Source organism: Psychrobacillus sp. 05T411, from assembly GCF_056396485.1.
In genome coordinates, this window is record NZ_JBFTLO010000020.1 from 1 (window position 1) to 12,339 (window position 12,339).

Sequence of the window (12,339 nt, forward strand, 5' to 3'; positions counted from 1 at the left end):
TTAATCCTGGGATATTCATGTTAAAATGCATTTGTACGTAGCTCCTTTTCATACTTGTTTCTCGACAATTCAAGTATAAAAGAAACAGAAGTTACGTGCATTTTTTTATGCACAATTGTAGGAAAACCCCAACAAATATTATAGAACCGTTATTTTGACAACCGCATGACATAAAAAAAGAATCGCCCATCTATTAGAAGGATGGGCGATTCTTTTTTTATTAAACTCTTTCTAATTCCTGTGTCTCTTCCTCAGAAGAATTATCTTCGTTCGGTATGTCCTCACTTAAACCAAGCGTCTTCGCTGTAGAAGTATGAAGTTCGCGGAAAAGTTCAGGATTTTCCACTAAAGAGATACCATAAGAAGGAATCATTTCTTTGATTTTTGGCTCCCACTCTTTTACATATTGCGGGAAGCATCTATTAATTATTTGAAGCATAACATGAACCGCAGTAGAAGCGCCTGGAGAAGCACCTAGCAAGGCTGCAACAGAACCATCCGCTCCAGTAATAACTTCCGTACCAAATTGCAGTGTGCCTTTGCCTCCTGCTTCGGTGTCTTTAATCACTTGTACACGTTGTCCCGCTACTACGATATCCCAATCTTCACTTTTAGCATTAGGAACAAACTCCCGTAACTCCTCGATACGTTGTTCTTTCGATAACATAAGTTGTTGAACTAAGTATTTCGTTAACGACATGTTTTTCGCACCTGCCGATAACATCGTGAATACATTAYTCGGTTTTACAGAACCTAATAAATCCATATTTGAACCGGTTTTTAAGAACTTTGGTGAAAAGCCGGCGAATGGTCCAAATAATAATGATTTTTCATTGTTGATATATCGAGTATCCAGATGGGGAACGGACATTGGTGGAGCTCCAACCGCAGCCTTACCATATACTTTTGCATGATGTTGCGCTACTATTTCTGGATTTTTACACACTAGGAATAGACCACTAACCGGGAACCCACCTACATGTTTACTTTCAGGTATACCTGTTTTTTGCAGTAAAGGTAAGCTTCCGCCACCGCCGCCGATAAAGACAAATTTTGCATTAACATATTCAAGTTTGCCATCATTGCTCTGCACTTTCAATTCCCATAAGTCATCGCTCGTACGTTTAATATCATTTACTTGATGATTGTATCTAACATCTACATTTTCATTTTCTAAGTGATCAAACAACATGCGCGTTAAAGCACCGAAGTTGACATCTGTTCCAGAGTCGATTTTTGTTGCCGCTATTGGCTTATCCAAAGTTCGGTCTTTCAACATAAGCGGAATCCATTCCTTCAATTTTTCTGGATTGTCGGAAAACTCCATTCCTTCAAATAAAGGACTATTTGAAAGCGCTTCAAAACGATTTTTCAAAAATTTAACGTTTTGCTCCCCATGTACATAGCTAATATGTGGCAAAGGCATAATAAAGTCTTGCGGATTACTGATTCGACCGCTATCTACAAGGTACGACCAAAACTGTCTAGAAAGTTGGAACTGTTCATTAATCTTGAGTGCTTTACTAATATCTACAGTACCGTCTGGTTTTTCACTCGTATAGTTAAGCTCACACAGTGCGGAATGTCCTGTTCCTGCATTATTCCATTCATTGGAGCTTTCTTCCCCTGCTTGATCAAGCTTTTCGAATACCGTAATTTTCAAGTCTGGCGCTAGTTCTTTCAGCAGTGTTCCCAAAGTCGCACTCATGATGCCGGCACCAATTAAGATAACATCTGTGTTAGTTTGTCTGTTACTCATTTTTACCATATCCTTATATCTTAAGTTTTGCAGAAAGGATGTAGACGCTCCTTCTTAGTCGTTATAGCAAAACAAGACGCGACCTAGGAACACACCTTTTCTGTATTATTTATATCCTTTTATTAGTGTATCATAGTTATTTTAAGATTAAAACATCTCTATCTCATTCTATGTCGTATATTGTAGTATTAAGTCATGGAATCTAAGAGAAATGATGGGAGAAATTCCAGAGGGTATATGTAAAATAAATCATAAATTAAAACCTGACATACAAATAGGTTTTTTTAATTAACTTTCATTCGTTTCTACTATATATTTAAACTAGGTGATGAGATGAATACAAAAATATATGTAAACAATGAAAAGTTCGTAGCAGGAATGAGTTTGAAAGATAGTGCCGAATATGAGAACAACAACATGGCCCTTCATGTATGTGAAAACCCAAATAATATATTGGAAAACCGTAAAACACTAGCCGCATCCTTACATTGTGATTTAAAGACCTTCGTCTGTGCCAATCAAACACATAGTGCTAATTTCCACCGGGTAACGTTAGATGACAAAGGTCGAGGTGCAGACCGAATAGATACCGCCATTGCAGATACAGATGCCTTATATACATATGAGCCGGATCTCTTATTATGCAGCTTCACTGCCGATTGTGTTCCTGTCATTTTTTTTAATGAAAAGACTGGTCTCATTGGGGTAATCCATTCTGGCTGGCAAGGTACCGTAAAAGAAATTACCTTGAAACTTTTTCAACATTTAACGCAAATAGAGCGATGTAATCCAAGCGATTTACACGTCCAACTTGGTGCAGCCCTTAGCCAAGAGAAATTTGAAGTGGATGAAGATGTATATGTAAAATTTAGAGACCTAGGTTACGCAGATGACTTTATTTATTACAATGAAGAAACGAATAAATATCATATCGATAACCAGCTAACCGTGAAAAAGCAATGTGAATTAGTGGGAATTCCGTCTGAGCAAATTAAAATAGATACCACTTGTACGTTTTTGAGCCCAGATGGATTCTCTTACCGACAAGATAGACAAAGTGGTAGACATATGAGTTTTATCATGAAAAAGGGCATTTAAAAAAGGACCTACAACAGGTCCTTTTTTAAATTGACTATCTTCATCTTCCTTTATTTTTGTATAAACATTTGTGTCCAATAATTACCATCCTGCACATACCCTACTCCAATATGCGTAAAGTTTTTATTAAGGATATTGGCTCTATGCCCTTCGCTGTTCATCCAAGCTTTCACTACTTCAGCTGCAGATTTTTGACCTTGTGCAATGTTTTCTCCAGCTGATTTGTATGTAATACCATAGCTTTTCATCATATCAAATGGTGAACCATATGTCGGGCTTGTGTGATCGAAATATTGCTTATCATGCATATCCTGGGACTTGGATTCTGCTACTCTTGCAAGCTCCCAGTTACTTTTAAGAGCTGGAAGTCCAGCATTTGCTCTTTCCACATTTATAAGTTTAATCACTTCTTGCTCTACACTAGCTTGTTCTTTTGTTGGAACATTAATCTTTTGTCCAGGATAGATAAGATTCGGATTCGCTAGCCCTGGATTTACGTCGATTAATTCCTGAACCCCTGTTTGTGTTTTCATCGCAATTTTCCAAAGCGTGTCTCCTTTAACGACTGAATATGAACTATCTGCCAAAGCGCTCATTGGTAATAACAACGATATAGATAAAGCAGAAGCAATGGCCGCTTTCCCTACTTTTTTAAACATCCAATCAATCCTTCCAGTTTAGTATATATTCATGGTAAGTAGTTTCGTAAAGTTATTCACCACTTAATATATGGAAGGATTTTTACAATTTCATTACAGGTGAAATAAACAATTTTAGATTAATTGGGATACAAGGTTTCTTCCAAAAATTTTTGGTAATATATTTGTCATATAAACGACAAAGGAAAAAGTTACCATAAAAAAATTCCCCATTTTTTCGTTATTTATCCCATTCCTCACTTAATATTCACATTTAATGAACTAGATAGTACTATTTTTAAAGTTAGAAAACACACAAAGCAGGAAATCCATCTGTGATTTCCTGCTTTTTTGACGTTATTTTACATCGTCGCTGCTGAGGAAGCAGCTGCTTGGTCAGCCTTAACACAATCAATTGCCACAACAAGTGCAATGATTACGCCCTCCATCTCTTCATCCACTATTTGAACTTTGTAGCTATCTCCCCAAGTGAACCACTCTTTGTTTACTTTACCGACGATTTCACCATGTCGCAGCACTTGGAAATCCATATCCCACCAGTTCCCATTTACCTCAATGCCTGCCGCATCAATCGTATAGCGTGCTTTAAAGAAGGAAAACTCCTTCTTTATCGTTAACACCTCAACACCATTGACCTCCACAAAAAACTTCGGTAAAAAACTGAACACTTTTTTTGTAATGAGTGCGATTTCATCTCTTGTTGTATTTAAAATGGAGAACGTCTTTGGAATTTGCATAAAACTTCCTTCCACGTAATAAACATCCTGCTCCTGCTCATTCTTTACGGTAAACTTTCCACCTAGACTGAATACCTTTTGCTTTATATAAAGTTGCTTCATATTACGCCTCCTAAGGTAATGTATGCTACCAAAAGTATACCATTATTCGAAATTAGGTACTCAAACGCCTACCTTCTCACCCAGATCCAAATCGGCTTTTTACAGCAATACGATTGTAATCTAGTTATGTTGGATACTTTATCTTTTTATTGCAGAGATAGTGATTAGAAAAAAATGGTTGTAAAAAACACAAGAGACCGTCTGTTGTTGACAGTCTCTTGTGTTTATATCACTTTTTTAGAAGTTTCTAGTTTCTACTTACTCTGATTTATATTTTTTATTAAATCAGAGATTGTTAATCTGAAAGCAGTCGTTCCAATAACTCACTTGAACAAGTTAATGGTCGTGATTATGATCGGCGCACTAAATACAACATCGATCAGGAATGCACCTACAATTGGCACGACCAGGAACGCCGTGCGAGAAGGACCATACTTGCTCACGGTAGCGGACATGTTCGCCATTGCATTCGGTGTTGCACCCAGCCCGTGGCCTAAGAATCCAGATATCATAACAGCCGCATCGTAATCTTTTCCAAGCATGCGGAACATCACAAATATCGTATACAAGACGAGGAAGATAACCTGGATGAGTATAATGCCGATGAGTGGTAGTGCGAGATCTGCGACTTCCCATAACTTGATGCTCATCAATGCCATCGAAAGAAAAATCGCAAGCGAAATGTCACCGATGAAGTTAATTTCCTTCATGTTCACCGTGCCCTTTACAAAGCGATCAGCAAGATTCCGGACAATGACCGCCACAAACATCGCTCCGATATAGGACGGTAGCACGAAGCCGGTCACATTCGTAAACAAATCACCAAGATACGTACCCACTGCCATGGAAAACGTGAGGAGGGCGACCTGGACCATGAACGACCATTCTCGAATCGGCTTCTCATCTTTCTCTACATACTTTTCTATTTCACCCGATGCCGGCTTTAAGTCGTGTTTCTTAATCAGGTACCGCGCAACCGGTCCACCAGTAAGGCTACCGCAAATCAGGCCAAGTGTGGCAGCGGCCATGCCAATCGTCAAGGCTGAGGAAATGCCCAAGTCCTCAATGGTCTGTCCGTATGCTGCAGCACCACCATGTCCTCCGTTCATCGAAACTGCTCCAGCCATGACACCCAACAATGGGTCAATTCCAAACAATTGAGCAAACGAAACACCGATGACGTTCTGCATGAACACCGTGACGCCGCACAAGAGCAAGTAGATGACTAAGAGCTTCCCACCCAATTTGATGAGTTTGAAGCTTGCCCCAAGGCCGACCGTCGTAAAGAAGGCGATCATGAACAGCGTCTGTAGCGATGTATCCAATGTAACCTCGACAATCCCCGTAGTTTTCAATACGAGCGCTAAAATCGCGAATATCAAACCGCCGACGACAGGCGCAGGGATCAGGAACCGATTAAGCAATCCGATTCGGTTGACAAGTGCCATTCCCAACAAATAGAGAGCTACTGCAAGGAACAAAGTTGTAATTTGATTTAGTTCAATCATATATCTTCACCTTTCTAAAAAGCTTTACCGCTTGATTGTAGAAGTTCCCCAAGCCGAACTGTTCAGCCGTTTTCATCAATATCTTGGTTAACCTCGGATATGTTAAAGCTTGTCCTTTTGTCATTTGCTCATAATGCAAAAGATTCACCTACATTAATGGCGATACACAMGGAAACCATCCTCATACTCCAACAATTAATCCTAGTATTAGCACGGTAAAAATTTCATATGCCTTAGTAAATTTTAATTTTTTCTACATCAATAAATTTTCTTCTCCAGCAGGTAAGCGCTTTCATCGAGTGGAGGTAGTTCTATTCTAATATTTTAGGGGAAACTTATCGAATCCTACAAAATCCGACATTTTCAGTTATAAATTATTAATGAATGGAGATAGGAATTATAGTGGAGAAGCTATTAACTTTTAGTACCCTTGCCGAACCTAATCGTCTACATATTGTCGAACTCTTATGTAATGGGTCCCTTACTGTAGGAGAAATATCCGAGAGGCTTGAACTCCGTCAACCACAAAATTCCAAACATCTCCGAGTTCTTAGTGATGCTGGGCCCGTTTAGGTACAAGCTCTCGCAAATCGTGGAATCTACAAACTCATATCTCAACCATTCGATGAACTAGATGGCTAGCTAAAGTCCATTCTAAGCATTTGGGGCAAGAGATTCAATCGCTTGAACGATTATTTGAATCAACTTCAGGGTAATAATAAAAGAGAAGATGTTGACATTGAATTAGACACTAAGCCTCGGGAACTTACTGTGCCTGCCGATTTCTTAGAAGTACTTGAGCATGAGACTGAAGCAAAACAATTTTTCGACGGGTTATCCTATAGCAATAAACGGAGATTCATCCTTTCTATTGAGGGAGCTAAGACAGCGGAGACTCGACAGCTTCGGATTGACAAAGCAGTCGTTACATTAAAAGAAGGTCGGACACAGTAACTAACTTATGAAGAAATCATGCAAATCTCATTAATAGAATGGTTAATCAAGTTCAAGGAAATTACTAGCCCTTTATTTTAATGGTTGAAAAGAGATAAGGTTTAATTAAAAATCACTAATAATTTATTCAAAGTCGATCTTTGCTCTAAAAAATCGACTTTGAATATGTATTCTTAAAAATACTTCATTTACTTACGATACGGTTCTCCTTGACTGGTCTAAATGCGGTTTTTAATTCTCGATTCGGTCCACAATCGGTCCAAAAACTTGGGATTCGGTCCACCAATCGGTCCAAAAACTTGGGATTCGGTCCATCAATTACTTTAATATATATTTACTAGCATTCCCCTTCCCTACCAATTCTATTTGTTCTTGAGCTCTTAGCTTTTGCAAAACCCTTTTACTACTAGTTGATGAAAAACCACATAAAATTTCTACATCAGACCTTGTTATATAATCGTTTTTCTTCAAATAGTCAACAATCATCACTTCAGCCTGAATCTCATCAAAATCTTTATCTTTTATATATTCAATTTGATCCTCAAATTCAGCATACACACGATGAGTAAACATATAGCTATTTCTTTTTTCTCTCTGGAGTATATTTTTCCTTTGACATAGGTTATTCAGCACTGTAGTTACTGATTGCTTATTAATTTGTGCAACTTCAGCAGCTTTTGAAAGTGTAATTGTTTTATTTTCTTTGATATATTTTAAAATACAGATTTCCTGAACTGTAAATTCGCCTAAAAGTTCTTCTTCCTTAGTAATGAACTTTAGAAACTCAACGTCCTATAAACTACTGCGTAAAATTAATTTTACAGCATTATTATATAAAGTATAATCTGGAGCAGATTTGCCTAAAGCTAGCATATCCTTAAAAATAATATCTACACCTTGACCAGATCTCTGAACATATTTTAACTTCTGAAATATCTCAGCTATTAACTTATTCCTTGGTGTAGAAGGATGGCTAATAATATTATTACTATCTATACCTTCAGGGAAAGATCCAGGGTTTTCTATAACAATTTCAGTCGGATAAAATTTAATAATAATTGAAGATGTATTTTCATAATCTCTATGTGTCATGGCATTTAATAAAGCTTCTTGGAAAACATTGATTGGATAGTCTTGAACTTCTAATTTAAATAAACCAACTTGAATATTTTCAATACTATTACGGTCCTCAAATACTTGGTGAATTCTATCTATTGCTCTCACTAATGGTACTTTTAAATCTAATCTCTTATGATACTCCGTTTTTCCTTCTTTATAACTTAAAACTAGTATTTCTGCTTGCGGTAAATATTTTACAATTGCAGCTTCTGTTCCTACAAGTAAAACACCTGCTACAGTCAATTTAATTTCATCTTCTATAACTTTAATCAATTCAAGATCTTTTAGGAAACTCAAATCATCTAGATTGTATAATGTTGAGTCTTTATCCCTTGAATGTAATTTGCGTTTTAAATTCTCTACTTCAACAAAATCTACATCTTCTTCACTAGAATTTTCAATAATTTTTGCTGAATAATCACCCTTAAAACCTTTATGGTTCTCCGCACCATATTAACTGGGGGTTTTTAATACTTTTTATATATAACAAGCGTAATACCTTTAAGTACAACTTTTATTACGTTAATTGTTAATGTATTACCTAGTCATTTAATTTATATAGTTTTTACATTTATAAATTTTATAATTTCTAATATTTCTTCGGGATTAGTATTAAACCATTCTGTTCCAGGAGCATATTCGATTTGTTTATCTCTCAATTTTAAAATTGAATGAATTGCTATTTCTAAAAGAGATGGTTTATCTGTTTTTATTATAAATGCTATTTTAGGCAGTTCAGGTAATGCTGTAGATACCTGTGAAAGAATTCTTATTTTCGGATCTCTTTCCGACATACCTATTTTACACGGCCAAGATTCCTCACCTTTTAACATAGACAACTCTTTATAACTTTCAAAATAGTATACATAAACCGATGAGTTTCCTTCTCCTAATTCTTCATATTCCAGAAAATCATGAGGTATTTCATCTTCTGTTTCCTCTATAACTTCTACGTTTGTATCCTCATTAAAAGTACTTGTCTCATCATGTATTTTCCAATATCCATACGCAACATTTTCTACGATTCCCTTTTTCGACATTTGTGATAAAGTTGTCTTAACAGATCTCGGAAAATCTAGTATTTCAGGTTCTTTACCTTCATTCATTAAATGATGTTCTAATACTTTGTTTACAATCTCGTCTCTTTTTATTAATTTTCCGTTAAATAACTTTAAAATCAGCTCTTCTATAATCATTGGAGTTATAGGAAGCTGTCTATATTTATATTCTTCCAAATTACCACCCCCATTCCTCTATAAATAAAACCTACAGCTCTAATGATAAATTAATACTGTAGGTTCTTATATAATCATCTATTACTTATAATCGCACTTATTTATGATAAGGTTCACCCTTCATTATCCTAAAACTACGGTAAATCTGCTCCACTAATACCAACTTCATCAATTGATGGGGCAAAGTCATTTTACTAAAAGACAATTTTTCATCCGAACGTTTCATCACATCATCATGTAAACCGAGAGATCCACCAATCACAAAGGCAATTTTGCTGCGACCATAGGTCATTAACGTCTCTAAATCACTAGCAAGTTGCTCGGATGTTTTCATCTTTCCTTCAATTGCTAACGCAACGACATAAGTATCTGCTCCGATTTTTGCTAAAATGCGGTCTCCTTCTTTTTTCTTTACGATTTCCATGTCGGCATCACTTAAATTTTCTGGTGCTTTTTCATCAGGTACTTCTACTAAATCAATTTTTGCATAGCTACCTAGACGTTTGGTGTATTCCTCAATCCCCATTTTCAAATATTTTTCTTTCAACTTTCCAACCGAGACAATTTGTATATTCACAGGTTATCCACCTTTACATTTTGTTTACAAACAAGTTATCAACAACACTTATGCACATATCCACAACCAAGTTCTATATATTGTGTCTTATTCTTCTTTTTCTACAACATATACTGCAGCGACATTACAGTATGTGCACTTTGTGGATAACTTTTCTTCTCCATTTAATTTCTCTAGCATTGGAAACGTTTTTTGTTCCGCAACGAACATGTCTAATGCTTGATTTATATGGGTTTCACAGCTGAATATTCTCAATTTTTAACTTCCTTTCGTTTTCCGAATAATTTAATTAGTTATACACAAACGACCAACTCTTATCCACAATCTATTTTATCAAAAGAAAAACGAGTAGGAAAGAACAGCTTTTCTTTTCCTACTCGTTGTGTACATCTTTTATTTACATTTTGGAGTTATCCACATATTTATAATGTATCCGTTTCTTTTAATGCAATCGTCAGTTCTACTAATTCACCTTGACGGTATACTTTTACTTTCAATTCATCACCAATTTCTTTTTCATTGTATAAATGTTTTCTCAACTCAATGGTGTTTTCAATTTTTTCTCCGTCCATTTCTACAATGACATCATATGGTTTCATACCTGCTAAAGCAGCTGGTGTATTTTCAATAACTTGATCTACTACAACTCCTGTTGTCACTTCAGCTGGTAGTTTTAACGTATCACGCTGATGAATTGCAGGTACATTTGTTACATCGACCAAAGTGATGCCCATAGATGGACGATTTACTTTTCCATTTGCCTCTAAATCTTCAATAATTGGAATCGCGGAGTTAACTGGTATTGCAAGTCCCATACCCTCTACGGTAGATTCGGAAATTTTCATCGAATTTATTCCGATTAATTGTCCTGCCAGATTGATCAATGCTCCACCACTGTTCCCTGGGTTAATCGCTGCATCTGTTTGTAAAACTTCTGCCTGCCAGTCTTCTATTCCATCCCCGTTTATATCTGTTGGTACAGCACGGTCTTTACCAGATACAACACCAGTTGTAACGGAACCGTAGAAGTCTAAGCCTAACGGATTACCAATAGCAATAACAGATTCCCCTTGCTTTAAGGCATCAGAATCTCCAAATTCGATAACTGTATCTACACCTTTATCGTCAATTTCTAAAACAGCCAAGTCTGTCCATACGTCACTTCCAACTAATTTAGCTTCCACTTTTGCGCCATCTGCTAATGTTACTTCTACTGCCTTTGCACCTTCGATTACATGATGATTCGTAATCACATATGCTTTTCCATTTTCTTTTTTATAAATAACGCCTGAACCCGTCCCAGCTTCTTGCTCCGATTGGGATTGACTCCAAAAGTTTGTTACCGATTGGATATTGGAAACACCTACAACTGCTCCTGAGGCTTTTTCAACTGCGCCTGTTACGTCAGTTGTTATGTCTACAGAAAGTTGCTGTGTTTTGCCGGGAGTATTAGTTATGTTAGCCGTATTGTCGGCTGGTAAATTTGTTACGACAGAAGGTATTAAAAACCATACAAGTAAAGCTCCAACTAGTACACCTGCTAATCCACTGAAAAAAAAGCCAGCTACACCTCGCTTTTTTTCTTTTTTTGGTGCTCTTTTTTCTACTATTGTCTCTTCTATTCTTGGTTCCTCTTGTGGTCCGTATGGATTATTTGGTTCCATCGTTCATCTTCCTTTCTTTTTATATAACTGTTTGTATTGTTACTTTACCCAACTCACATTAAAATAAGATGAAAATACATTTAAAGATAAATAAAAAAAGTCCCAAAGCATTTGCTTTGGAACTTTTGCTATTTAAACGGTTACTAATTCAGTTGGTACGTTTGCATCTGTATCATGAAGATGTACATATTCACCCGTAACAATACCGCAAGACTGAAGTGTTTGTGCAACACTCATTCGTGCAAGATCTTTCATATTATTATCTTTACTTAAATGAGATAAATAAATATGCGTGTTTTTAGTATCTACCACTTCACTCATCGCAACCGCTGCATCTTCGTTGGAAACATGTCCTACATCGCTTAATATTCTTCTTTTTATCGACCAAGGATATCGTCCCATTTGAAGCATACTCACATCATGGTTACTTTCAAAAACAAAGGAATCTGCTCCTTTAATATGTCCTTTCATCCGGTCGCTAACGTACCCAGTGTCCGTAATTAAAACAAGCTTACGTCCATTTTCATGAAATATATAAAACATTGGATCCACCGCATCGTGCGAGACAGCAAAAGACTGGATATCCAGCGTTCCAAATGATTTTACAGTCTCCATATCAAATTGGAATCGTTGTTCAACGGGCACTTTGCCGATTAGGGGATCCATTGCTAGCCATGTTTTTTCGTTTGCATAAATTGGTATACCATGTTTTCTAGCAACGACACCTAATCCCTTAATATGGTCACTATGCTCATGTGTTATAAAAATGCCTGATAGCTTTTTAATATCTCGACCTATTTCACTAAAAAGCTGTTCCATTTTCTTCCCACTTAAGCCCACGTCGACTAAAAAAGAATGATCTTCGTTTTCCACATAAATCGCATTCCCACTACTCCCACTTGCTAAAACACTAAACTTCATTGCTAA

At 36.6% G+C, this 12,339-nt stretch carries 13 protein-coding genes and 1 pseudogene; 3 read left to right on the plus strand and 11 right to left on the minus strand.

What is annotated here, in order from left to right; all coding sequences use genetic code 11:
• Positions 1-220 precede the first annotated feature (220 nt).
• A complete protein-coding gene (locus AC1DFT_RS14870; RefSeq protein ID WP_478159516.1) occupies positions 221-1,759 on the minus strand; it encodes a malate:quinone oxidoreductase in 1,539 nt (512 codons plus the stop codon).
• 333 nt (positions 1,760-2,092) lie between these two features.
• On the opposite strand from AC1DFT_RS14870, the gene pgeF reads away from it, so the two are divergent.
• Positions 2,093-2,857: a peptidoglycan editing factor PgeF gene (gene pgeF / locus AC1DFT_RS14875; RefSeq protein WP_478159517.1), complete on the plus strand. Its 765-nt coding sequence runs from the start codon at positions 2,093-2,095 to the stop codon at positions 2,855-2,857.
• A 50-nt stretch (positions 2,858-2,907) separates the two neighbouring features.
• Here the strand turns inward: pgeF and safA are convergent, their stop codons facing one another.
• From safA to gltS, 3 genes are all read right to left on the minus strand, one after another.
• The gene (gene safA, locus AC1DFT_RS14880) at positions 2,908-3,516 is read right to left on the minus strand and encodes a SafA/ExsA family spore coat assembly protein (RefSeq protein ID WP_478159518.1); all 609 of its coding nucleotides are present in this window, start codon (positions 3,514-3,516) and stop codon (positions 2,908-2,910) included.
• A gap of 341 nt (positions 3,517-3,857) precedes the next feature.
• Entirely contained in the window at positions 3,858-4,355 is a 498-nt protein-coding gene (locus AC1DFT_RS14885) for an LURP-one-related/scramblase family protein (RefSeq protein WP_478159519.1), read from the minus strand.
• Between the two features lie 323 nt (positions 4,356-4,678).
• On the minus strand, positions 4,679-5,863 hold the full coding sequence (gene gltS / locus AC1DFT_RS14890; protein ID WP_478159520.1) for a sodium/glutamate symporter: 1,185 nt from the start codon (positions 5,861-5,863) through the stop codon (positions 4,679-4,681).
• Positions 5,864-6,247: 384 nt separating this feature from the next.
• On the opposite strand from gltS, the pseudogene AC1DFT_RS14895 reads away from it, so the two are divergent.
• Together AC1DFT_RS14895 and AC1DFT_RS14900 are read left to right on the plus strand one after the other, a co-directional pair.
• Positions 6,248-6,586, plus strand: a pseudogene (locus AC1DFT_RS14895) (ArsR/SmtB family transcription factor); the annotation flags it as partial.
• 48 nt (positions 6,587-6,634) lie between these two features.
• Positions 6,635-6,817, plus strand: coding sequence for a YdeI/OmpD-associated family protein (locus AC1DFT_RS14900; RefSeq protein ID WP_478159556.1), 183 nt, complete (start codon positions 6,635-6,637; stop codon positions 6,815-6,817).
• A 318-nt stretch (positions 6,818-7,135) separates the two neighbouring features.
• Here AC1DFT_RS14900 and AC1DFT_RS14905 read toward each other — a convergent pair whose 3' ends face one another.
• From AC1DFT_RS14905 to AC1DFT_RS14935, 7 genes are all read right to left on the minus strand, one after another.
• A complete protein-coding gene (locus tag AC1DFT_RS14905; RefSeq protein ID WP_478159521.1) occupies positions 7,136-7,390 on the minus strand; it encodes a hypothetical protein in 255 nt (84 codons plus the stop codon).
• A 219-nt stretch (positions 7,391-7,609) separates the two neighbouring features.
• Positions 7,610-8,209 carry an ATP-binding protein gene (locus AC1DFT_RS14910; protein ID WP_478159522.1) on the minus strand — a complete coding sequence of 200 codons (600 nt, stop codon included), beginning with the start codon at positions 8,207-8,209 and terminating at the stop codon, positions 7,610-7,612.
• Positions 8,210-8,490: 281 nt separating this feature from the next.
• Entirely contained in the window at positions 8,491-9,171 is a 681-nt protein-coding gene (locus tag AC1DFT_RS14915) for a GIY-YIG nuclease family protein (protein ID WP_478159523.1), read from the minus strand.
• A gap of 97 nt (positions 9,172-9,268) precedes the next feature.
• Positions 9,269-9,748, minus strand: coding sequence for a 23S rRNA (pseudouridine(1915)-N(3))-methyltransferase RlmH (gene rlmH / locus AC1DFT_RS14920; RefSeq protein WP_478159524.1), 480 nt, complete (start codon positions 9,746-9,748; stop codon positions 9,269-9,271).
• An 87-nt stretch (positions 9,749-9,835) separates the two neighbouring features.
• Positions 9,836-10,003, minus strand: a complete 168-nt coding sequence (locus AC1DFT_RS14925; protein ID WP_478159525.1) for a CxxH/CxxC protein — start codon at positions 10,001-10,003, stop codon at positions 9,836-9,838.
• Positions 10,004-10,170: 167 nt separating this feature from the next.
• Positions 10,171-11,412, minus strand: coding sequence for a S1C family serine protease (locus tag AC1DFT_RS14930; protein WP_478159526.1), 1,242 nt, complete (start codon positions 11,410-11,412; stop codon positions 10,171-10,173).
• A 132-nt stretch (positions 11,413-11,544) separates the two neighbouring features.
• Positions 11,545-12,333: an MBL fold metallo-hydrolase gene (locus tag AC1DFT_RS14935; protein ID WP_478159527.1), complete on the minus strand. Its 789-nt coding sequence runs from the start codon at positions 12,331-12,333 to the stop codon at positions 11,545-11,547.
• Positions 12,334-12,339 lie beyond the last annotated feature (6 nt).